Genomic DNA, 24,425 nt, shown 5'->3' on the forward strand with positions numbered 1-24,425 from the left:
TTACTGATATAAAGATATCCAACTCTCCGCCTGAGCACTCAACGAATAACGTGTGACTATTCTATCTCTCGCTGCAACACCTATCATTTCAATCTCATTACTGCTCATCTGCAGCGCTTTTTTAATTCCATCTGCCAACGCAAGATGATCTCTTGGAGGCACCAAAATGCCACATTCTCCAACAACCTCTTTGACGCCACCACAATCAGTTGCAACCACAACCCGCTGACATGCCATAGCTTCGGCAACCACTAAACCAAATCCCTCCCAGGCAGATGAGAGAACAAAGAGATCTGCCGCACTCATCCAGTCGTGTACATTCCGCTGCAGCCCCAAAAAATGTACTCGTGCGCTTAATCCTAATTGCGCAGTCAGTTCTTCAATTTTTGCTTGCTCTTCACCAATGCCAATAATCGCCAAATGCGCAGGTTTTACATCGTGAGGCAACTGGCGAAAAGCAGCTAATAAGTTGGGATAATCCTTAGCCTCGGAAAAACGGCCCACCGCCAAGATAAGTGGAGTGTTCTCAGCCAGTTGTAATTGTGTTCGTAAACTAGAACGACTTGTTGGATTAAAAGTAAAACGCTCACTATCAATACCATTTGGCATTGCTACCATTCTCTTTGCAGGTACCGCACCTTTGACAATAAAAGCATCAACAGCTTCTTGACTAACATTAGTGCTGAGATCGCACACCCCATCCGTTACGCGATACGCCAACATGCGGCCACGCCCCCCCTCGTTCGAACTGTGGGCAGTACAAATTAGTTTTCGCATGGGGGTGCTGATACGTAGTAAACGAGTGAAAATGTTGGCATGTACCATATGGCTATGCACCACATCAGGCTTAAATTGTTTGATTAATCGCCGCGCTTGCCAATACGCTTTAATAAATCCCAGAGGGGTTTTGGCCATATTGAGTTCAGCGACGTCAACCTTGACCGATTGTGGTCTATTAACCGTTTCGCCTGTGATCGACATTAACAATACCTGGTGACCCTTATCGGCAAATTGTTCGGCTAAGTCACAAACTTGGCGCTCAGCCCCCCCCATTCCCAAGCCTGTAATAATCAGTAATATATTCATGTCATACCATCACACTATCAGAGTTTTTAAATTTAAAAACTGCATTCCCTCTTATGATAAAAACAAGAGCAACAAAAACATTAAAAAAAAGGAACATTGGAGAAGTTAGCTTTATTAAAGATATTAACAATAGGATTTTAATAGTGAAATCAACTGGCATTTTCATAAAAAATAAAAATATAGCAACATCGAATAATATACCGACTGGAATACCAAAAATAACTATCATTGCGCCCCATAGCGTCACATCATACAAACCTTCATAGTATGAAGGTGCACTCTCACTTTTCCCAACCAGACCATAACCAGAATACATAATTTGGTCTATTGATAACATATTTTTAAATGTCTCAATTTTTGTGCTATTGCTGGAATCATCACCTGTAATTAAACGCTCATAACGAGCTTCAAACAATGGATACACAGCCATCAATACGAAACACAATGCAACAAAAACAAATGAAAATTTCATTATTGTTGGTTTGGAAAATATAATAACCAAAAAATAAAGACTTACCATTATAATACCAGCAATTGACTGGGTTAAGAAAATACTACCGCCACCAGCTAAGATGACAGAATCTATTCTTTTTAATATGCAATAGTAAATTGATAAGAGGCCCATCATAATGCCAGAGTAAATCGCAGGTTCAGTTGTCAAGCCTGATGGTCGAAAAACTTCAAATAATATTCTAGATGGCACACCGCCTAGCAGCAAAGAATAATCAATGACGTTTTCACCTATAAAATAATAAGCAACGACTTGTATGAGCACTGAAATACTCATTGTCAATATGACATATTTCAAAGCCGTTGATATTGACGATAATGATTGAGTTCGTAGGTATAAAAATACAATCCATCCATATACAACCCAAAATACCACTCTAACATACTGCATAGCTAATAATTCTTGATATTTCAAATAACTTTGCTGAAAAAGAGTGAATAACGTTAACACAAACAAAATAAAAAACAAAAACAAAAAATCTTTATTATTAAAACGTGAGATCTTTTTCGTTAAAAGGAGCCAGCATGATATAAAAAACAAAAATATAATCTGCAATCCATATACAATAATAGGCGCGGATAGTTCAATACAGCAACTAAAAATAACGATAAAAACTATCAGTGGGTTATCTTTAACCTTAGCTATTGACTTACTACCTTTCACCTTATAAATCTCATTATTTATATTCCATAACATTTGCTATCACACTCTGCTGAGAAGTTTTATCCATAAAGAAATAATGTTATCCAAAGTGAACCTATTAGTATTTAACACCGCATTCTCAGATAGCCGTTTATAAACAGGAGTTTGAAAAATGTTGACTGCATTCACCATTTCATCTGATAGTGATAAATAGCTCTCTGGCTCACACAACCATCCAGTCTCACCATGAGAAATAATTTCTGCTGGTCCGACATCACAATTGAATGATATTGCAGGTAAACCATACGACTGAGCCTCAACCAGAACCAACCCAAAACCTTCGAAACGTGAGCTCATTACAAAAAATGAAGCCTGTTGATAATGAACGGAAATATTATTAGTCTTTGGCAAGATCTCGACACTGCCTTCAATATTAAAATTATGAATAAGCGTCTCAAGCATATTCTTGTCCTCTCCATCACCAACAATACGCAACCGCCAATCTGGGTGCACATTGACAACCAGCTTCCAAGCTTGCAGTAATAAATCAAATCCTTTTTGATACGTTAAGCGGCCGACAGCTAAAAATAGCTTCTCCTTATGTGGATTTATTCTAGCCGGGGGGGGGATCGTGACAGGATTCGTGATAGCAGTAACATTAGCTTTACAAAAAGTATTAGCTAGCCAAAGTTGTTTATCACGCTCGGTTAGGGTCACCACATCATCGGAAAAAAAAGCAGCCAATTTGCGAGCCAAACGGCGGCTGGCTTTACCTAAATCCACATTGTAATTAAAGTGTTCCCAACAAATATGACGCAAATTCAATCCCACAACAGCAGGAATAGCATAAATTGATAGCATTGACTCAACATCAATTAGAATATTAATATTATTTTTCTTTAAATATTCACGTAACCTAAATACTGCTATCGGTAATCGCCTATTCCCCCGGCCCTCAGTGGTAAATAGTTGGCTGATGCGTATACTCTCAGCCACGTCAAAAAAAGGCTTATCTCCACATTGCAAACTTAACAAATGAACTGAATAACCTTTATCATGTAACTCATTAGCAATCACCGTAGCTACGCGCTCAGTGCCTCCAGCTAGATTAATATTCCCTAAAAAAAAACATATATTCATTTTACTTTCTCATTAAAAAAACATATATATTACATTGAATAAAACGAATGAGAGTCTTAATCAATGCAAGCGGATTTTTAAAAAAAACAACTATAGGAATATATCTTAACATCGCACTTCTAGCTATTAGATGACCTTTAGCATGCTTTCGTAATGAGCTTCGACTGAGACGTAGATGATTATGATCATCAAAAAATAATCGAACAGGTTCATCAGCATATATGAACTTGTAGCCATTCGATGCAGTAACAGCATAAAACCATATTTCAGGTATGAACTTAACGTCTCGTGAAACTGGATATGGAAACTTCTTTATCTCACTTGTATTTAATATATCTATTCGTTCACCAAATATCTTACTTGCGAACTCATCGAACCATGATGCGATACCACCTTCAATAGAGAAGTTACTATCTGCCATTTGACTATTGATATTAATTGCGATAGCTCTAACGCCAAGTATTTTTTTATTTAACTTATACTGTGACATTACCCCCAATGCTTTATTTAATGAGCCTGGCACAAGGCCATCATCAGAGTCCAAGCATATAAATAACTCACCATGGGCCTCTTGAATAGCACGATTCCAAGCTGCCTGCTTCCCTGCATTTTCTTGATAAAGATATCTTATTTTTATCTTCGCATCATGAATAAAGCCATCCACGATAGGCTTCGTATTATCTGTCGATCCATCATCAACAATTAACCATTCAAGCGATTTTTCATGTTGTTCAACAATACTTTTATAACATCTCTCCAGTGTATGCGCTCTATTGTAGGTCGGAGTAAATATTGTGAATCTTATCATTTCATTCATGTCAGTCATATTTAAAAATCTCGGTTCTTATTATGAGAATAATAAACAACTAGTGTTATAAACAACATAGCAAGATAATTAAAGTTAAATATGTAAACTACTGAGGTTTGCTCAAAAACAGCAAACCAAAAATAATATGCAGAAATACTTATGACCAGCATAACTAACCATTTAACTAAAACTAGCTCATATAATCCTTTTCGATAAACATATTGCATATATACAGTGTCAATGCTATAAAAAATCAACGCTGGCAACATATTAATAACCATAGAGGCCGCTTGGTTATAACTTTCGCCATAGATATAATTTATAAATGTTGGCAATAATAGTGCCGAAAACAACTGTACACATATAGTTATTAATATGACAAAAGAAATCACCTTCCATTTTGGTAGTGCAACTTTTTTAAAGATTAATTTAGGCCCTATTGATTGAATTACAATGCCAATGAGTAAGCCTAGTTGTTCAAAAATTTGAATCGCAATACCATACATGGCCAAATCATCGAAACCAAGAAAGTGCTCAACAAAAAATCTGTCTGAACGCATATAAACGTACATAAATACTAGTGGAACCCATAGCCTTAGACCTCTATAAAAGATTAAGCGGGTTATTTTTTTTGAAAAAGTCCAAATTGCCCCTTCTCTAATTATTAAAACGCAGAGAAAAAATGCAAGTAATATAGCCTCAATGCTTCTCGAACAAAAAACAAGCCAGTTATAACTTAACCACGAGGCTAGCGTTATCACCAAAGCTCTTGTTATCAGAGCAAATAATCTAGCTAAGACCACAAAACCGATATCAATCTTTGCTTGATAATAGTTAATTATTACTCCAAATGGCTCATTAAACAACAAAACAAAAGATAATAATGCAACCATTTGTTTAATAACTTCATCTTTAATAAAAAGAAAGTTATACGTATTTATGATTGCAAATGCCATAATCGAGAATGTAATTCTCACGAGAAAGGCACTTGTTAATATAGACCAGCGTAATTTTTTATTTTTTGATAATGCAGGAACCACAATCTCCGTGCCAACTACTAGAGCAAGTGAAGATACAAGCAGAACAAAATTAACTGCATAAAACCATTTACCATAGTCTTCCACTCCAAGAGTTCGACTAATTACCGCTTCACTATAGAATATTAGCACTATGAAAGCAGCTTTTTCAAATAATAAAAAAACAACATTTTTCAAAATATCAAAATGCCTACTAATAACAAAATTCATCTTTTTTAAGATCATAAGTTGTAACCATGAAAAGGTTCAAAAAACAGCATAACTAAACTAGATAAGAACATTCATCATAAAAGCCATGCTGTTGTCAAACCGCATTTTTAACTAAATCTCCCTCGACAAAGCCGGAGGATTTAATTTATGGGCCATCAAAGATGACAATAAATGGCACCGCCTGAGGGTGGTCTCACATCCCTAGCTTCAGCTGTTCGTAATGCTCATCCGCCTGCTCTTGATGCCGGATGTATGCCCTCACCATTTAGAGCAGCTAACAAAACCAAGTTGATTCGAACGATGCCAATCCCCACATAGCCGGCATGACACGAAAAATCATCAGTAACCAGCTATGGAAGTCCTTGCAGCCACTTCTGCCACCTCACCAGCCTTCGCCACGGGGTGGCCGTCCACGCCTCGATGACTATGCCGTTCTCAACGGTATTCTGTTTGTCCTTACTACCGGGATCCCGTGGGAGGACTTACCCCAGTCTTTGGGTTTTGGCAGCGGAATGACGTGCTGGCGTCGCCTACGTGATTGGCAAGCTCAAGGCATCTGGCAGCGACTTCACGTGGCGCTCCTGAGCCAGCTACATCAAGCTGGCCACATCGACTGGAGTAGAACAAGCCTCGATGGCGCGAGCGTAGCCAGCCCCCGGGGGCCAGGAAACAGGACGTAACCCGACAGACAGAGGCAAGCTGGGCAGTAAACGACACATAGTGGTGGACCGTCAGGGCATACCGCTCGCAGTGCTTGTCTCAGGCGCCAATCGCCATGACTCGATAATGTTTGAGCCCTTGTTGGATGCACTTCCGGCGTTAGCAGGCAAGAGAGGGCGACCACGATGTCGACCTGACAAGCTACACGCAGACAAAGGGTATGATTTTCGCCGTTGCCGAGATTATCTGAGGCGACGGGGTATCAAGGTTCGTATTGCCCGGCGAGGCATCGATAGCAATGAGCGATTGGGTTGTCATCGCCGGGTTGTAGAACGCACTCATGGTTGGTTGGCAGGCTTTGGGAAGCTACGAATACGTTTCGAGCGACGGCTGGATATCCATCTCGCCTTGTTGACGCTGGCTTGCGCCGTTATCTGCCTACGCTTTGTTGAACGGTTTTGTTAGCGGCTCTTACTCGTCCAAACCAACTGTTGATACAAGATATCCTCGAGCCTAAAAACTCTCCCCAGTAAAATTTCTGCTATTACCCATAGAACGCGCTCTTACCTTTGATGACGTTGTTTCCCAAAACAACCATCATGCAGCAACGGTCTCAGCCCTTGGTGACCGCTACAATCGGGGCTTTCTGACTGGTAAACCCAGGGGATTGAGTCTGTTTATGGCGCTGACATACGCCATGACTTCTTCCACTTGGCTGTTGTAATTACACAGACTGATTTTCCCCGCCAGCAACTGCTTGAATCGATACTCGCCGTCTCTGCCAGCGAGCAACGGTTATATCCCGATATCTTCTTCCAGTGCGCTAGCCCTTCCTTGCGCATTACCAGCACAACCTCATTTCTTGGATTCCCCTTTTTCCATAAACCAGCGCTTTTGCGAGGCGGGATACAGGCTGTCGCCCCTTTGCGCGTGATAAGCTGATCGCTGGCTTTGTTGTCATAGGCGCCATCCGCATAAACACGTCCCAGCTTACGCCACAGTGGGTTGAGCAAGGTGGGCAACACCTCTACGTCATGGATATTTTCCAACGACACTTCAGCCGCCAAGATATCGTGGGTCACCCGGTCTACTGCCAGATGCAATTTGCGCCAGACACGGCGCTTCTCAGCGCCGTGTTTTCTGAGCTTCCACTCGCCTTCGCCAAGTACCTTCAGGCCAATCGAGTCGATGACCAAGTCGGTGATACGCCCCTTGGCAGTTTGTCGATAGGCCATTTTCACCGTGCACCGTGCGAGCGCGCTTGCTGACACAACTGTAGTCCGGTGCGCACAACGGCACATTCATCAACTCGAACAGAGCGTCGAGTAGTCCCTGAGTGACCCGCAGAGTGAGGTTGAAAATCCCCTTGAGCATCAGGAAGGTACAAATGGTCTGGTCGGTGTAGAGCTGGCTGCGGCCCCGCCGTCCGTAATGGTCGTGGTGAAACCAGTTGTTCATGGCCTCGGTATCAACCCAGAAGGTGAGTGAACCACGGTTAATCAAAGACTTGTTGTATTGAGGCCAGTTGGTGATGGGATGAAGCGATATGCCCATGATGCAGACTTGAAGAGGATGGTGGTGATCAGATCACCAAGCCCTCAGTTAGTTCCATTCAAGCGGCATCAATTTGGGAAACAACGCCCATTAGATTAAAACACTATTTACCGCCCCATCCCAAATAGCACAGTCTTGACTGTCAGCAGCAGGATCTTGATATCCAACATCAGGCTTTGATGCTTGATATAGAAAATATCGTATTTATGCTTCCAAACAGCATCTTCAATAGATGCTCCGTAGGGATATTTGACCTGGGCCAGGCCGGTAATGCCGGGCTTGACCGCATGACGGAAGCGATAGTATGGAATCACGGCTTCCAGCTCTTTGATAAATACTTCCCGCTCGGGTCTTGGGCCAACCAGAGACATTTCGCCTTTAAAGACGTTGATCAGTTGCGGCAGTTCATCAATACGGGTCTTGCGAATGAAACGGCCTACACGAGTGACTCGGGCGTCGTTCTTGCTTGCCCATTGAGCACCATTTTTTTCGGCATCGTTTCGCATAGAGCGGAATTTGATTACGTCGAATTCCTGGTTGAACAGGCCAACCCGGGCTTGACGATAAAAGATAGGGCCAGGTGATTCCAGTTTGATCGCCAGCGCAGCCAGCAAGCCAATGGGAATGGCAACCAGACTGAGCGCAATGGCAGAGACCAGATCCAGCGCACGCTTGACAATGCGATTGGATGGACGGGAGAGGATGGAGAAAGATTTCATGTGCAGGAAGTAGCCGCTGTGCAGCAACTCCACTTCAGTGCGGCCGAAGCGACGGTCCAAATAACTGACCAGCGGTTCAACGTAGGCGCCATATTTGGTGGCAAGCACCAGCATTGCTGCCAGTTCATCGGGAAGGTCACCACTCTTGTAATGGACAAGGGTTTTGCCTTTCAGGGCCGAGAGGTCTGTCACATTGAAGTTCAATGTGAACGGATAATCAGCAAGCACCCGTTCGATAAGCTTTTTGTCATTGTCACTGCAGTAAACATAAAGCTCATCACTTTTCATGTGAACCCGCTTAAGCTCATACACCAGATTACCAATATCCAGTGAATGGTTCTCGGCCGTCAACTGTTCATTCGCAGCAATCCCGAAGGCTGCACTACTGTCTATTTTATTATGCATTCCCATAAGCTCTCTTCATGTCTATACCCAGAGAAACCACCATTGAGGTTTGTCTCATCGGCATTCGACTGCCACGTCACGTAGATTTTGTGTTTCCCTCCGGCAGCTTGTTGAAACGAGCCGCAGTGAGAAACGAACAAAGAAAAGAGATTGATTTTTATTTGAAAGCGAAGAGCTGGACAGGAGGAGCTCGGCAAACTCGTCGAGTTGACGAGTCCGGCAGTAAAAACATTTCAATTACAATCGATTGCCAACCAGTGACAGACACCCGAATGATTACACTCCGGCGTTGTCACACTCTCTATCCCGTGCCATGTATCTGGGGACTACTGACGGTCCCTCTTGTATCGATATCATCGCTATCGCTAAAGCGCCGAATTGCCTACAAAGAAGTCAGTTGCGGGCTAAAAAACAATCCAATCTATAAAAAAAATAATGGCTACCGCCCCTGAGTTACAGCTCCCAGTGTGCATGCAGTCTTTTTATATTGTTAAAAGAGTTATTAAATGGCGTTGTGATTTACAATCGCCAACCTCTGGCAAGAGGGGCGACAAAACCAGTCGCCACACCAACTATTCGCCATAACCCCTACACTGTGCACCAATATTTCACGCCAAAATGTAGGATAATTCCGAAATAGCGGGGGCGGATTGTACCTATGGTTCATCAAAATGAGTAGCCAATCTAGTCCACGACTGGCTCGATCGATCAAAAAACAAACAACAAAGGCAGGGGAGCAAAAAAAAGCGCCCAATAATGGGCACCTATATAAAAATTTAGTGATTAGCAAGCAAAAAATCTATGTTATGTGAGGGCAATTTAACAACATTATCACTTGGTGGTAGCTGCTGTTTGGCCAGCCACACCAGATCACAAATACCATCCGTCGGTTCGAAGGCTGCCGGAGCATGCATCAGGATGTCGCGCACTTGCTGTTGATCAAAACGGTGACAAGCATCATCCAATGAGGCCAGCAAGGGGCGCAGTCGCGACCAGGGCAGCCAGCTCTCTTGTGCCACCATGATCCTGGGATGCTCGGTTCCTCTGGCATCATCACCAATCAGTAACTCTTCGTAGAGCTTTTCGCCCGGCCGCAAACCCGTCACCTCGATGGCGATATCACCATCGGGCAGCAGCTCATCACGCAGTGTCAGGCCGCTGAGGCGTATCATGCGCTTGGCCAGCTCCATGATCCGTACCGGTTGACCCATATCGAGCACAAAGACGTCGCCCCCCTCCCCCATGGCGCCAGCCTGGATCACCAACTGGGCAGCCTCAGGTATCGTCATAAAGTAACGGATGATATCGGGGTGAGTCAGGGTGATAGGCCCCCCCTTATCTATCTGCTGTCTGAATAACGGCACCACTGAGCCGGAAGATCCGAGAACATTGCCAAAACGCACCATACAAAAACGGGTGCTGTGTTTCTCGCGGGTCAAGGCTTGCAAGATCAACTCGGCTAGACGCTTGCTGGCCCCCATGGTGTTGGTTGGCCGCACGGCTTTATCGGTAGAGATAAGCACGAATGTTTCTACCCCTGCCTCAATGGCCGCCTGTGCCGCATAAAGAGTGCCGAATACGTTGTTACGAACCCCTTCAATGATGTTGAACTCAACCAGCGGGACATGTTTGTAAGCAGCCGTATGGTAGACGGTCTGGATCCTGAAGCTCTGCATCACCGTCTTGAGACGATGCTGGCGCTGCACTGACCCCAGTAACGGCACCAGATCCGTTTCGATTTCTTCACGCTGACACTGCTCCCGCAGGTTCTTGTGCAGGACATAGAGGGCGTATTCGGATAGTTCGAACAGTACCAGAGTGGATGGCCGGCACCGCAAGATCTGGCGACAGAGCTCAGAACCAATAGAGCCACCGGCACCTGTCACCATGACCGCTTTGCCTGTGATATTGGCTTCCATCAAGGTGGCCACCGGCTCTACCGGATCTCTGCCCAACAGATCGTCGATGGAGACCTCATTGAGCTGATCTATGCGGGCAGAGCCATTGACCAGATCTGCCATCCCCGGGATAGAGAGCACTTCGCAAGAGAGGGGCTCAAGTGCATTGATCACCTCCTGACGACGAGCCCTGGTGCTGCTCGGCATAGCCAGCAAGATCTTCTGTACCCCATGGTGGTCAATCAAGGTTGGCAGCTGGGCGCTGTTATAGACAGTACACCCCTGGATTACACACCCCTGCTTGGCTGGATCATCATCAACAAAGGCAACGGGATAAAACTCATTGCCTTGCAACAAGGCCATTTGCAGCTGTCGGCCCGAAGAGCCCGCGCCGTAAATCAACACCTGGGTGCGAGCCAAACGGGTGGTATTAAGGAGCGCCCGGAAAAACAGCCGCACACCGCCAACCAGTAACACCAAAAAGGAAAGATAGATAACCGAGACCGTTCTCGGCAGAAAGATATCGAAATAAAACGCAGAGAGAACAAAGAAACAGGTTGAAAGAAATGCCCCTAGCGAGATTGTCCATAGCACCCGAAAGCTGACATATCGGAGCACTGCGCGATAAAGCCCCAGCCTTACAAACAGACCGATGCTGACAATGATAATTGCGCCAAGCAGTGCCCAGTGATGCGGGCTATCGATTGGCCAGTTGTGTTCAAGCCGGATCCAGTACGCTCCCCAATAGGTCATGGTGATCAGGATCATATCAACGGTGACAGATACGGCACGCTTGCTGGCTCGTGACAGGGAGCCCAGGCAAGTCAGTAGCCAGCTCCCACCGGGTAAAAGCCCATTTCTCATTCTGGTACTCCTGCATTCAGGTGATACGCAAGAAAAGCTAACGGCAAGTAGGCAATGACCAGACCGCTCACACCATCGAGCTGGCCCAATACAATCATGACAGCGATCGGCGCAAGCCAGAGGCTATTTATAAGAAGCACAGCCAAGGTCACGTTTCGATGACTTTGCCAACGTCTCGCCAGATATTGATAGCCATGAGTACGATGAGCCTCACTCAGACGACATTTCAGGCGAAAGCGATTCAGTAACGTCCAAGTCGCATCAACCACAAAGACTCCGAGCATGACGAGCCATGCCCAAAGGAATTGAGGTGAAGAAGTAGCATCCAGCAGCATCAGGGAAGCCAGCATCAAACCAAGAAATCCGCTGCCACCATCCCCCATAAAGATCCTGGCGGGCGGAAAATTCCAGCACAAGAAGCCAGCCGCCGAAATCCCCAGTAGTAGGATCAAACTGGCAGACGACCACTCCCCCCCAACCAGATAGTGAAATAACGTCATGAACAGACAGACGACAACGGCTTCACCTGCCGCCAAGCCATCGATGCCATCCATAAAGTTGTACAGGTTGATAAACCAGATCACCCCCAGCCAGGCCAGCAGGTAACCAAACCAGGCAAGATCCAGCTGCCAACCAAAGAAGGTCAGCGCTGGCAAACCATCAACCGCAGAAACCACCAAAGCTGCCGCCATGCTCTGCACAATCAGGCGGGTTCGGGGCTTGAGAGAGATGTGGTCATCGATAAAACCAACCAAGGCAATCCCCAACGCCGCAGCCCATATCAATGCAAAGCTGCTCTGGGACATACCGGAGGGCAGTGGGATAAGGGTGACAAATAACGGGGCTGCCAGCAGAAAGGTCGCCACGATAGCCATGCCACCGCCTCTCGGGGTAGGCACCTGATGCGAACTGCGATGATTGGGTTGGTCAAGCAAGCGGGTCTGTGCGTAGCGCCTGAGCAGGCCGGTCATGGTGATTGAAAGAAAAAGACAAAATATCGACAACAAAACAAATGCCAGCATCAAGACGACTCACTATGGATCGACGCCATCAGAGATAGGGTCTGAGAGAGCGAATAGGGTGCCGACCATTGTAATCGGCTCTGAGCCTTGCGGGTATCCATTTCCAGAGAGCCATAAATCCGTTGTAGCTTGGCATCAATTCCCAAACAGCGTCCAAGCCCTCTTATTACTCCTGGTGGGAGATAAAAAAGCCGACAGCTAACCCCTTCTGCTTCTGCTATCGCCGCTAACAACTGAGACGTCGACACAGCGACAGGATCTGCGACTAAAAAGACCTGATTCACTGCAGCAGGGTGCGCCATCACATGGGCAATGAAGTCACACAGATTAGGTAACGCCAACAGGCTACGCGCATTAGTCAAACGGGCAAAAGGGAGCGGGATCCCTTTGCGCATCCACGTCATCATGCTGGCAAAGTTAGCCTTCACCCCTTCCCCGTAAATAAGAGGAGGACGGATGATGGTTACAGCCATATCACACTCTTTCGCGAGTGCCATCAACCCCTGTTCCGCCTCATACTTCGAGCGTCCATAGGGATCTTCTGGCGGACTTTGCACATTCTCATCAAATGGCTTGCCAAGCTCGGTCTGCTCGCCATTCACTTTGATCGAGCTGATAAAGATGAAGCGCTTCACCCCAGCCTCAGCCGCTTGTCGAGCAAGCGTGAGGGTGCTCTCTGTATTCACCGCTCGAAATGCAGCCAGGGGATCTGTCGCGGTATCCGACATCACATGCACCCTGGCAGCACAGTGAACAACCACATCCACCTGTTGCAATTGGGCTGTCCAGTTGGCATCCGCAGTCAGAGAGGGAGCCTGAACATGGTAAGAAGCAAGCGGGTGACTTCGCACCGCTCCTTTAACATTCGCCCCCTGCGCCAGCAAGTGTTCACAGACCGCTTTGCCTACAAATCCGCTGGCACCTGTGACCAAGACTGTACTTTTGATATCTGCCATTACCACCAACGCCAACCGTGAATATTGAAGAAAGTCACCATGGAACGCCCAAACATCCAGATATGACGCCAGCCTTTGCGGGATGCATGCCCACCGTGATGAACGACCTTCACCTGAGGGACATAAGCAATCCGGCTGATCTTTCCTGCCCGCAAACTGATGTCAAAATCTTCAAAATAGAGGAAGAAGCGAGGGTCAAATCCTCCGAGCTGCTGCAAAACATCTGTGCGAAACAGCATAAAACAACCACTGACAATGGGTGGGTCCCACAGCACGTCATGATTATTAAGCTGATCTGCCATCTCATATTTTGCCAAGCGCTTCTGGAATAACTTCTTCACACTCGCAGGAGCAAATCCACGCAGCAATAAATCAAATACGGTTGGATAGTGTTTGCAAAGCCGCTGTACCTCACCATCTTCCCACGTAGCGAAAGGTGTCAATAATCCACAATCCGGATGTAGCTCCATAAACTCGAGCGCATTTTTCAGTGCATCCGGGGCAACTTCCAAGTCGGGATTGAGGATAAGGTGGTATTTGGAATCGATCTGTAATGCTTGATTATGCCCTTCACCAAAGCCCAAGTTATCCGGATTATGTCGATAAATCACGCTAGCCTTACTAATCAACTCTGCAGATATATAGTCCTCAACTTGCACCCTAGAGCTGCTTGGTGAATTGTCAACAATGGTCAATTCAATGGCCGAGTACTGCAAGGCTGCATTAAACAAACTCTGTAACGTAGCATATAAATCTTGTTTGACTGGCTTATATACAACAAGACTGACACTTATCACATTACTCATTAAAAAATACCGCTAAGTAATTTATAGGAATCACAGATAGGGACCTGACTTAGATAAAATCCCATCCAGCACCCCCTTACTCATCTTAGTAATGTGAGACAACTTGTTTTTTGTGAAAAATGCATAGACAAAAAATCGAATCGGCAAAAAACAAAGTTCTCTTACTTTAAAACCTGTGGGTATATAATCTCTACGCAGTAAAGAAATACAATTTCTGAAAAAATAATAATGCCTGATTGGTGAATGTACAGGTAATTTTTTACCAAATACGTTTATTGGCTCATCTCCAAGTGTATGCTCCATAACTACGTATGGAACGCCAATAACACGCCACCCAAGACTTTTAGCCCGCAAACACCATTCAATATCAACATAATCTATAAATAGCGAGTCATCATGAGGTCCTATGCATTCCCAAGACTTACGACTGATGATGCTGCCAGACGTAATAATATAATCGGCCTCAATCAGCTTGTCCCCTTCAGCAGGAACCCTACATAACCTACCTTGTTTAAACGTGATGAATGGCGCTTTCTTGGCTAAACGCGTATCAAAATATGCAGGACCGACAACTGCAATTTTTTGATCTATAGCAAATTCTGTAATTACATCAAGCAATGAATCGATTAAACTTTGACTTATATTGCTGTCTTGATCAAAGAAAGCAACAAACTGACAACCAGAATTAAATGCATATTCAGCGCCTACATTTAAAGCCTTGGCAATCCCCCCATTTTCATTCATATAAATAACTTTACATAAATGCTCTACTTTAGACAAAATCAAAGCAGGTGCATCTGTGTTATCTACCACAATTAAATTACTAACAAATCTAGCTGCAGTTGCAATTCCATTTATAACATCATCATTGGGATGATATGTAACAATAACAACAGCATGATTTTCCTTCATCTTATATTCATTAGTAATACTCATAATCCCTCTTGTCAAGAAACATTATAAATACAACCCTCCATTTATATTATAATTAGCACCGGTAATATACGCTGCCTCATCAGACACCAAGTATTTAACAAGATTCGCCACATCAAAAGGACTACCAAACCGTCCCATTGGGATAGATTTTTCTATTGACAAACGAATACTTTCTTGTATGTCCATAACCATATCTGTTGATATATAACCAGGAGATATTGAATTTACAGTTATCCCATAAGCAGCACTTTCAAGAGCAAGAGCTTTAGTAAAACCTAAAACACCTGCCTTAGCAGCACAGTAGTTAACTTGCCCAGCCTGCCCTTTATGAGCATTTACTGAAGATATATTAATGATTCTTCCATATTTATTCTCTCTCATTTTTTTGTAAATTGGCTGAGTTAAATTAAACATTGACAATAAATTAGTTTCAATGACTGATGTCCATGACTCAACCTCCATTTTATGAAAGAAACTATCACTAGTTACGCCCGCATTATTAATAAGAATGCTTGGATAACATTGTTCGCGTTCCAGATGACGCAAAAATGATAAACAAGAGTTTTTATCGTTTATATCTAGTTGATATCCAAATACATTTTCTTTATTAAAAACTGAATTTTTATTCTTATATATATATATTACTTTAAAGTTTTCATCTGATAAAACATCGACAATTGCTTTACCTATACCACGAGACCCTCCGGTTACTAATACGATTCTATTTCCCATATCATCACTCCATGTTAAATCTAGTGTAGATTTGTAATCTTTATGCATTTATACCAAATACATTGATTTTTATCAAATCATAGAACCACCTTACAATTACTTTCATATAATTGTATTTATGCTTGATTTTGCTTAAGCGCCCTGATTGGCAAGTACTCTCACATGTAATAAAAAGATCCTGAGCCAAATTAAGCACTTCAACAAAATCATTATTATTAACATCATTGAAAATATGATTTCCATATGTACCAAGTTCATTCCTCTGTGATAGAAATATTAACTGGGCATTCTCAACACTATTTAAATCGACGTTGTTTTTTACTTTTGAATCAAGAATCGCTAAAATTTTTACACCTGCAGAAAATACCAACGACGAGACCATTTTAACGTCATTTATATTGCCAACAATTACTACGTTTTTTACTCCAGACATCAAAAACATCATAAAATCATTATAATCAATAGCGATATGTGTTACATACTGCCGCAATATATCTAAAACAATTAAAGGTTCTCTATCTTTTCTCAAATCAATGAGAACACTATCTTTTCTTTTTTGTTTTACTACCGTGAATAAATCTGAACCATCCTCCACTTTTTGATTTACAATTTCGAACCATTTATTTTTATAAGATGAGAATGAATAGTTGTCTTTTATATCAAGTCTTGCATTTTCCTCTATAGAACGCCTTAAGTCAGAATTGTCCAATAGCAATTGGATTGCAGATGACCATTCAGCTACATTATTTGAGACTAGAAGTCCATTCACATTATTATTTATGCATGTATTATAAAGTGATACATTTGAATAAATCCCAGCAATCCCCATCCCTCCATATTCACGATATTTATTATTCGTTTTGGAATTATAAAACTCATCATCAATCATTGGAGCCAAGGCTAATACATAGTTCTGTGCGATTATTTTTTTAAGATATAGTTCATATGATGCCTCAAAGGCATAATATTTTATTCTAGGATGTGATATTTTGTTTTCAACAGCACCCCATATATGTAAAACAACATTCTCCCGCGTATTCAAAATATATAAAAGCGCTGGTTCAAATATTAATTTGAGCGAATCATCACTACGGCTTGTTGCATAGAGTATACGTAACTCAGAATTGAGATTACTTTTTTTATTTGCTTCACTTACAAAATCGGAATCAAAGTAAGTATTAACTAAAATAACATTTTTATTGTATTTAATAATCCGTTCATGTAATAAAGAGCTATAAACTCTAACAACCGAAGCTAGTTTTAATATTTCAATATGATAGAAAATATTTATCGGATGACGATGATATCGTCCAATAACCGTTTCAGTAGGTATAGCAAAAAAATTGTCATCTAGCTCATAAATCAACTTTTTGCCACAATTAAGTACATCTAGCGCAATCTCATATGCATTCTTAGATATAGCTCTACACATTACAACTACATCATATTTTAAACTCAGTCCATTATAATATTGACGTTCATGAACCATATGAAAAGTTAGTTTTTTATCTTTTTGCAATTCCAGCAATGGCTTAACCACGCCTAACTTTGCAGATGGTATTAATCCAGAACAAACGAATAGAACCTTCTGATAGGACTTATAATAGTTCAATTTTATATTTCTCCAACATAGAAATATCACCAGAAAAATATTCGTCTGAAAACATAGCCATACATATCACATCAATATACTTACCATACTTAAAAATATGCCGTTTCAACACACCTTCCTCTTTAAAACCAAACTTCTTATGCATGTTGACTACTTTCATATTTGTTGACAACACTTCACAGTACAATTTATTAAGATTTAAGTGTTCAAAACAATACTGCAAGATAAGCATTTCAACTTCACGGCCATACCCGGCTGATTTATGCTCCTCTGGTCCAATGATTAACCTACCCCACTCCGCTTTTCTATTCCGGTAATCAATATGTACAATGCTAACAGTTCCAATTACTTCTCCTGTATTCAAAGACACAACAAAATTAATTTCGGTTTTATTGTTTTTTTGATGTAAGTACCAATCCTTTTGTTGAGATAACGATATCGGTAAATACTCATAAAAATACTCATAGACATCAGGTTCAGAACGCCATTTTGCAATCAAGCTAAGATCATTCTCTTCAATAGCTCTTAATGATATACGTTTACCTTTTAGCATTTACTCTTCTCTCCAAAAACTATTTGTAATACTCTAAATATGCGTCAATAACTGTCGATGATTCCCCATCCATCATTATCGCTCCATGGTCAAGCCAAACCACACGCGAACATAGCTTTCTAACTAAATCTATCTGGTGAGATACAAAAATCAAAATATTTGCACTATCAACAAATCGATCCATTCTTTTAAGAGCCTTATTAATAAAAGCCGCATCACCGCCAGCGAACAACTCATCCAATATTAAAATATCAGGCTTTAACGATGTAGCGATCGCAAATGCAAGTCGCATATACATACCAGTAGAATAATATTTTACCGGCATATCAATAAATTCATGCAACTCACAGAAATCGATTATTTCCTGTTCGATTATTGTGATTTCATTTTTATTAAAACCTAAGATGGCACCATTTAGATGAATATTTTCTCGACCACTCAACTCAGCATTAAAACCTGCACCGATCTCAATTAATGGAGCAATATTTCCAGTAACCTCAATAGTCCCCCTCGTTGGGCTATATATTCTACTTATAGTCTTAAGAAGTGTGCTTTTACCTGCACCATTATGACCAATAATACCAACTCTCTCACCATGATGAATCTCAAGTGAAATATTATTTAATGCTTTGAAAACTGTTTTATTATTTATCTTTCCTCGTTTAAAAAGATCAATTACCATCTCTTTAAGAGACATTGATTTATCTTTATATGAAGAAAAATCAAGCTCGACATTATTGATGATTACTTTACTTTCCATTCTACATCCTAAAGACGACATGGTTTTTGTATTTATCAAATGTTAATAGACCTGCGATCATAGAAGTGACTGCCATTAACGTGCAAAATAGTATCGTTGTTGTAGCAGGAATAGTTCCATCGTATAACGGCGCCCTAAAAAGTTGCAAAAAATGCGTCATTGGATTTAGTTCAAAAATCCAATGGTACTTTTCAGGAATCATTGATAGTGGGTACAGAATGGGGGTCGCATAATAGCCAACCTGGAGCAATATTGTAAATATTTGTTGTAAATCTCTAAAATAAACAAACAAAATATTTGCTATTAAACACAGACCAAATGAAAAAAATATCAATAAAATAAACGATATTGGTAAAAACAATGCAGCTACATTTATTTTTTGCCCAAAAGCTAGAATTATAATAAAGAGACAAATAAAACTCAAAAATGAGTCAAAACAAATTGCCAATGCATTTGTTAATGGAAATATATATCTTGGTATATATATTTTCTTTATTAGTCCTTCGGATGCTAATAGACTACTACCTCCATTTACAAATAGAGAAGAAAATAGCCCCCATGGAATAAGCCCTGAGAAAATAAATATGACAAAATTTTCTAATGGAATCCTAGTAACCATTGAAAATACAAATGCAGACACCGACATAGTTAACAGTGGGTTTAATAGTGACCATAAAAAACCAAATACTGTTCTTCTATATTTCATAGTTAATTGCTGAACAACTAACTGCTGTATCAAATAGGAATATTTTTTCATGTATTGACCCAACCCCATCCTTGGTATGTCAAGGATGGGAATCGTTAGTAAAATTAACGGCTATATCTAATAACCAAATCAACAATTTTTACAACATCATTATATGACACACCCATATGCATAGGAAGAGACAATATTTCATCGCTTACTTGATGTGATATTGGGCACATCCCTGCACCATGAGAATACATACGATACGCTGTATTATCACGATAATGAACACCTGGGTAAATATCATGCTCATGTAACGCCATCATGACTTCATCACGATTACTGATTCTAATCTGGAATAAATGTCGTGAGGACTCACATCCTTCCGCCATAGGAATTGTTTTTATTTTCTCATTTCCGACAAATAACTCTTCATACCATTGAGCAAGTTGGCGGCGATATGCATTATCGCGGTCAAGATACTTAAGAGATACGAGTGCAAGGCCAGCCATAATTGAATTACCATGATACTTGAAGCCGACTTCTTCAACATCATACATCCATTTATATGCACCTTGAGTAGTGGTCCTGGCAAATGTGTCTTTGTTAATACCAAGCCAGCACAACTTACGAGCACGTGCATCATCTTCTTCATTTTTAAAGCAGATCATACCAGAGTCAGCTGTGGGCATATTTTTGACAGCTTGGAAACTAAATATTGTAACATCAGCATCATAGCCAACGTGTTTACCGTTATAGCGGGTACCAGACATATGAGCCGCATCAAGAATAAGCTTCAGATTGTGACGGTCACAAATTTCACGAATTTTATTATATTGACCTACGTTGCCACCTAACCCCACAAAGATAATAGCTTTAGTTTTATTGGTTATTTTCCTTTCTACATCGATAGGGTCAAGACAAAGGTGCTGATCTACATCAGCAAATACCGGCTTAAGATTTTCATATAAAATAGCATGATTAGTTGATACAAAAGTCAAAGGGGTGGTAATCACTTCATCATCATCTTGCCAACCAAGCTCACTTTTAAACATATGAAAAGCAAGATGGAGACCAACTGTATTTGAAGCTAAAAAGTGAGCATGTGGCAAACCAGTATACTTTTTCCATTCTTCTTCAATTTGCTGAGTCTTAAATCCCAGACCAGTCCAACCTTTTTCAAGACACTCACGAACTTGTTCAAGGCACTCTTCAACACGAAATGTTGGAACAAAAAGCTGAATAGACACAGGTTTACTCCTATTTTTAGTAGATTTCTATTTGTAACAAATTTGCAGCATTACGATCTTTTTCTGAAAGTAACACTTCATGATTTATAGGCCAATCAATATTAAGTGTAGAATCTTGCCAGTTTAATCCTCTTTCATATTCTTCATATCGATAGTCTGTTGTTTTGTACAAAAACTCAGCTGTTTTGCTAATGACATAGAAACCATGAGCAAAACCCTCTGGTATCCATAATTGTCGCTTATTCTCAGCACTTAAAAATACACCAACCCACTTTCCGAATGTTGGTGATTCTCTGCGAATATCGACAGCAACATCATAAACCTCGCCATGTACACAACGAACCAGTTTTCCTTGTGCATGTTGAATTTGATAATGTAGGCCGCGGAGCGTCCCTTGTATCGACTTAGAGTGGTTATCTTGGACAAAGTTAACCTTTTTACCGATAGCAAGCTCAAACTCTCGATGATTAAAGCTCTCAAAAAAGAAACCACGCTCATCTTCAAACACTTTAGGTTCGACAATCAATACATCATCAATATCTGTTTTAATCACCTTCATTTCTTTTCCTATAGTTCTTAAGCACTCACCATCCGTAACAAATACTGACCATAGCCATTCTTTGAGAGCGGCTTTGCTAATCTCAAAACTTGCTCTTTATCTATAAACTTCTTTCTATACGCGATTTCTTCTGGGCAAGCAACTTTCAAGCCCTGACGCGTCTCAATTGTTTGAATAAAATTACTTGCTTCAATAAGGCTCTGATGCGTACCGGTATCGAGCCAAGCATAACCACGCCCCATCATAGCGACTGATAGATTTCCTTGCTCTAAATAGATGCTATTCACATCAGTAATTTCAAGCTCACCACGGGGGGATGGTTTAAGGCTCTTCGCGATCTCAATTACACTATTGTCATAAAAATAGAGTCCCGTCACTGCATAGTTACTCTTGGGCTTCAGTGGCTTTTCTTCCAGTGAAATTGCAGTTCCTTGAGTATCAAACTCGACGACCCCATAACGCTCAGGATCTTGCACATGATAGGCAAATACAGTAGCACCACTCTCTTTAGCTGCAGCAGCCTCCAGCTGATTCTGAAGATCGTGGCCATAAAAGATGTTATCACCCAATACCAAGGCACAGGGATCTGAACCAATGAATTGCTCACCCAGAATAAATGCTTGCGCCAATCCATCCGGACTTGGCTGTACCTGATATTGCAAGTTCAAGCCCCATTGACTGCCATCACCCAATAATTGTTCAAAGCGTGGAGTATCTTGCGGCGTGCTGATGATCAAAATATCTCGAATACCAGCCAACATAAGAGTGCTCAGCGGGTAGTAGATCATAGGCTTGTCATAAATAGGCAGTAATTGTTTGCTCACTGCCATCGTTACAGGATAAAGACGTGTGCCTGAACCACCAGCCAATATAATACCTTTACGTTTTTCCATATTGACACAACCTATAGTTAGTATATTAAATTTTATTTTGCCATGAGTTCAGTCAACATTCTCTCCACACCATCTTTCCATTCCGGCAAAACAAGATTAAATTCACGCTGGAATTTTTCACTGCTAAATCTTGAATTCATTGGCCTAATTGCCGCACGGAAAAAGGATGCTGATGGAACTTCGATAACTTCCTTCACTTTGATGTTTTTATTTTGTTTTTTAGCAAAATCAAATATAAAAAGCGCATATTTATACCAGCTTGTAACTCCGCTAGCAGCCACATGATATAAGCCATACTTAGATTCATCATCTAAGACTATTTTAATTGCATGAGCACTACAATCAGCTAACAAGTCTGCACTAGTAGGAGCACCAAACTGATCATTAACAACTGAAATTATATCTCGTTCTAATCCAAGATTTAAAATAGTCTTGATAAAATTATCGCCATATGTGGAATAAATCCAACTTGAACGCAATATTAGATATCTATCACAATATTTTTGCACAGCTTGCTCGCCAGATAACTTTGTTTTCCCATAAAAATTTACTGGAGAAGGGTTATCTAGTTCATTCCATGCTTGAAAACCGCTGCCATCAAAAACATAATCAGTTGAGTAATGAACTAGTAAAGAACCTAACTTATTTGCTTCTTTGGCCACTACCTCTACACTCTCGGCATTAATTCTCATGGCTATATCCTGCTCTGTCTCAGCAAGATCTACAGCGGTATAACCTGCAGCGTTGACAATAACATCAGGCTTTAGTGATCGTATCGTCTCAATAAGCCCGTTAGGATTCAAAAAATCGCCACAATAATCTTTAGAATCATGACTTAGTGCCGTTAATTTTCCGAGCGGAGCTAGTGCTCGCTGCATTTCCCATCCCAACTGGCCATTTTTACCAAACAGCAGAATATGCATCAGGCACGATCCCCATAATTCTGCTCAATCCAAGATTGGTAGGTACCACTCTTGACGTTGCTGACCCACTGCTGGTTATCCAGATACCACTGCACGGTTTTGCGAATACCGGATTCAAAGGTCTCTTGCGGTTGCCAATCCAGCTCGGCACTCATCTTGGTCGCATCGATGGCATAACGGCGATCGTGGCCAGGGCGATCCGCCACATAGGTGATTTGCTCACGATAAGAGCCCGCCTTCGGCACCATCTCGTCCAGCAGATCGCAGATGGTGTGTACCACCTCCAGATTCTGTTTCTCGTTGTGACCGCCGATGTTGTAGGTCTCTCCGACCAAGCCAGTGGTCACCACCTTGTAGAGCGCGCGCGCGTGGTCTTCCACATAGAGCCAGTCACGGATCTGGTCGCCCTTGCCATAGACCGGCAACGGCTTGTCATCCAGCGCATTGAGGATGACCAGCGGGATCAACTTCTCGGGGAAGTGGTAAGGGCCGTAGTTGTTGGAGCAGTTGGTGACCATGGTCGGCAGGCCGTAAGTACGGCGCCAGGCGCGTACCAGATGGTCGCTGGAAGCCTTGGAGGCAGAATAGGGGCTGCTGGGGGCGTAAGGAGTAGTTTCGGTAAAGAGCGGCAATGGCTCATTGGCAGCAACTTCATCCGGATGGGGCAGGTCACCATATACCTCGTCAGTGGAGATATGGTGGAAGCGGAAGGCCGCCTTGCGTACCTCGTCCAGACCGTTCCAGTAAGCGCGAGCCGCTTCCAGCAACATATAGGTGCCAACGATATTGGTCTCGATAAAGTCAGCCGGCCCTGTAATGGAGCGGTCAACATGGCTTTCGGCAGCCAGGTGCATCACCGCATCCGGTTGATACTGGGCAAAAACCCGATCCAGCTCGGAACGGTTGCAGATATCTACTTGTTCAAAGGTATAACGATCGCTGGACGAGACATCGGCCAGGGATTCCAGATTGCCAGCATAGGTGAGTTTATCGAGATTGATAACGGCATCCTGAGTATCACGGATGATATGGCGTACTACAGCCGAACCGATAAAGCCTGCGCCACCGGTAACGAGAATTTTCATAGATAGGTTATCTCTTGCGAAGAGTTGATATGTGATAGGTGTGGACTGAAATTGAGTAAAACGCTGAAGAGCTGAAGCAATGTCTAAACTTCACTCAACATCTGAGGGCTGACATC

General features: G+C 42.1%; 22 protein-coding genes and 1 pseudogene. 1 reads left to right on the plus strand and 22 read right to left on the minus strand.

Annotated elements, in window-relative coordinates; all coding sequences use genetic code 11:
• Genes AB5Z02_RS14390 through AB5Z02_RS14410 form a run of 5 tightly spaced genes read right to left on the minus strand, consistent with a single transcriptional unit; the run spans window position 1 to window position 5,449 of the window.
• A complete protein-coding gene (locus tag AB5Z02_RS14390) occupies window positions 1–1,086 on the minus strand; it encodes a glycosyltransferase (protein WP_368216253.1) in 1,086 nt (361 codons plus the stop codon).
• Window position 1,087: 1 nt separating this feature from the next.
• Entirely contained in the window at window positions 1,088–2,260 is a 1,173-nt protein-coding gene (locus tag AB5Z02_RS14395; protein ID WP_368216254.1) for a hypothetical protein, read from the minus strand.
• 39 nt (window positions 2,261–2,299) lie between these two features.
• Window positions 2,300–3,379, minus strand: a complete 1,080-nt coding sequence (locus AB5Z02_RS14400) for a glycosyltransferase family 4 protein (protein WP_368216255.1) — start codon at window positions 3,377–3,379, stop codon at window positions 2,300–2,302.
• 1 nt (window position 3,380) lies between these two features.
• On the minus strand, window positions 3,381–4,205 hold the full coding sequence (locus AB5Z02_RS14405; protein ID WP_368216257.1) for a glycosyltransferase family A protein: 825 nt from the start codon (window positions 4,203–4,205) through the stop codon (window positions 3,381–3,383).
• Between the two features lie 2 nt (window positions 4,206–4,207).
• The gene (locus tag AB5Z02_RS14410) at window positions 4,208–5,449 is read right to left on the minus strand and encodes a hypothetical protein (RefSeq protein WP_368216258.1); all 1,242 of its coding nucleotides are present in this window, start codon (window positions 5,447–5,449) and stop codon (window positions 4,208–4,210) included.
• Window positions 5,450–5,757: 308 nt separating this feature from the next.
• On the opposite strand from AB5Z02_RS14410, the gene AB5Z02_RS14415 reads away from it, so the two are divergent.
• A protein-coding gene (locus tag AB5Z02_RS14415) for an IS5 family transposase (protein WP_368216259.1) occupies window positions 5,758–6,559 on the plus strand; the annotation gives its coding sequence in 2 pieces (ribosomal slippage) (window positions 5,758–6,089 and window positions 6,088–6,559; 804 coding nt in all).
• Window positions 6,560–6,724: 165 nt separating this feature from the next.
• Here AB5Z02_RS14415 and AB5Z02_RS14420 read toward each other — a convergent pair.
• From AB5Z02_RS14420 to rfbB, 17 genes and pseudogenes are all read right to left on the minus strand, one after another.
• A pseudogene (locus AB5Z02_RS14420) lies at window positions 6,725–7,648 on the minus strand (IS5 family transposase).
• Between the two features lie 107 nt (window positions 7,649–7,755).
• Window positions 7,756–8,778, minus strand: a complete 1,023-nt coding sequence (locus tag AB5Z02_RS14425) for an exopolysaccharide biosynthesis polyprenyl glycosylphosphotransferase (RefSeq protein WP_368216260.1) — start codon at window positions 8,776–8,778, stop codon at window positions 7,756–7,758.
• A 770-nt stretch (window positions 8,779–9,548) separates the two neighbouring features.
• Window positions 9,549–11,534, minus strand: a complete 1,986-nt coding sequence (locus tag AB5Z02_RS14430) for a polysaccharide biosynthesis protein (protein ID WP_368216262.1) — start codon at window positions 11,532–11,534, stop codon at window positions 9,549–9,551.
• Window positions 11,531–12,556, minus strand: coding sequence for a glycosyltransferase family 4 protein (locus tag AB5Z02_RS14435; RefSeq protein ID WP_368216263.1), 1,026 nt, complete (start codon window positions 12,554–12,556; stop codon window positions 11,531–11,533). The genes AB5Z02_RS14430 and AB5Z02_RS14435 overlap by 4 nt, the downstream gene beginning before the upstream one ends.
• Window positions 12,556–13,512, minus strand: a complete 957-nt coding sequence (locus AB5Z02_RS14440; RefSeq protein WP_368216265.1) for an NAD-dependent epimerase/dehydratase family protein — start codon at window positions 13,510–13,512, stop codon at window positions 12,556–12,558. The genes AB5Z02_RS14435 and AB5Z02_RS14440 overlap by 1 nt, the downstream gene beginning before the upstream one ends.
• A complete protein-coding gene (locus AB5Z02_RS14445; RefSeq protein ID WP_155395856.1) occupies window positions 13,512–14,318 on the minus strand; it encodes a glycosyltransferase family 2 protein in 807 nt (268 codons plus the stop codon). The genes AB5Z02_RS14440 and AB5Z02_RS14445 overlap by 1 nt, the downstream gene beginning before the upstream one ends.
• A 30-nt stretch (window positions 14,319–14,348) precedes the next feature.
• Complete coding sequence (locus AB5Z02_RS14450) at window positions 14,349–15,254, minus strand: glycosyltransferase family 2 protein (protein ID WP_368216266.1); 906 nt, start codon at window positions 15,252–15,254, stop codon at window positions 14,349–14,351.
• 21 nt (window positions 15,255–15,275) lie between these two features.
• Entirely contained in the window at window positions 15,276–15,986 is a 711-nt protein-coding gene (locus AB5Z02_RS14455; RefSeq protein WP_080768620.1) for a 3-oxoacyl-ACP reductase, read from the minus strand.
• Between the two features lie 40 nt (window positions 15,987–16,026).
• Window positions 16,027–17,598, minus strand: coding sequence for a glycosyltransferase (locus AB5Z02_RS14460; protein ID WP_368216268.1), 1,572 nt, complete (start codon window positions 17,596–17,598; stop codon window positions 16,027–16,029).
• Window positions 17,585–18,151: a UDP-4-amino-4,6-dideoxy-N-acetyl-beta-L-altrosamine N-acetyltransferase gene (gene pseH / locus AB5Z02_RS14465; protein ID WP_042080974.1), complete on the minus strand. Its 567-nt coding sequence runs from the start codon at window positions 18,149–18,151 to the stop codon at window positions 17,585–17,587. The genes AB5Z02_RS14460 and pseH overlap by 14 nt, the downstream gene beginning before the upstream one ends.
• 19 nt (window positions 18,152–18,170) lie before the next feature.
• Entirely contained in the window at window positions 18,171–18,911 is a 741-nt protein-coding gene (locus AB5Z02_RS14470; RefSeq protein ID WP_368216270.1) for an ABC transporter ATP-binding protein, read from the minus strand.
• Window position 18,912: 1 nt separating this feature from the next.
• Complete coding sequence (locus AB5Z02_RS14475; protein ID WP_196298548.1) at window positions 18,913–19,668, minus strand: ABC transporter permease; 756 nt, start codon at window positions 19,666–19,668, stop codon at window positions 18,913–18,915.
• Window positions 19,669–19,721: 53 nt separating this feature from the next.
• Window positions 19,722–20,849, minus strand: a complete 1,128-nt coding sequence (locus AB5Z02_RS14480; RefSeq protein WP_080768622.1) for a DegT/DnrJ/EryC1/StrS aminotransferase family protein — start codon at window positions 20,847–20,849, stop codon at window positions 19,722–19,724.
• Between the two features lie 16 nt (window positions 20,850–20,865).
• Window positions 20,866–21,408, minus strand: coding sequence for a dTDP-4-dehydrorhamnose 3,5-epimerase (gene rfbC / locus AB5Z02_RS14485; RefSeq protein ID WP_080768623.1), 543 nt, complete (start codon window positions 21,406–21,408; stop codon window positions 20,866–20,868).
• Between the two features lie 17 nt (window positions 21,409–21,425).
• Window positions 21,426–22,301, minus strand: coding sequence for a glucose-1-phosphate thymidylyltransferase RfbA (gene rfbA / locus AB5Z02_RS14490; protein ID WP_042080978.1), 876 nt, complete (start codon window positions 22,299–22,301; stop codon window positions 21,426–21,428).
• Between the two features lie 32 nt (window positions 22,302–22,333).
• Window positions 22,334–23,224: a dTDP-4-dehydrorhamnose reductase gene (rfbD, locus tag AB5Z02_RS14495; RefSeq protein WP_368216272.1), complete on the minus strand. Its 891-nt coding sequence runs from the start codon at window positions 23,222–23,224 to the stop codon at window positions 22,334–22,336.
• Window positions 23,224–24,309 (minus strand): dTDP-glucose 4,6-dehydratase, encoded by a 1,086-nt coding sequence (gene rfbB / locus AB5Z02_RS14500; RefSeq protein ID WP_368216273.1) that lies wholly within the window; start codon window positions 24,307–24,309, stop codon window positions 23,224–23,226. The genes rfbD and rfbB overlap by 1 nt, the downstream gene beginning before the upstream one ends.
• Window positions 24,310–24,425 lie beyond the last annotated feature (116 nt).

Origin of the sequence: Aeromonas sp. R2-3 (assembly GCF_040908375.1) — a bacterium.
GTDB lineage: Bacteria > Pseudomonadota > Gammaproteobacteria > Enterobacterales > Aeromonadaceae > Aeromonas > Aeromonas veronii.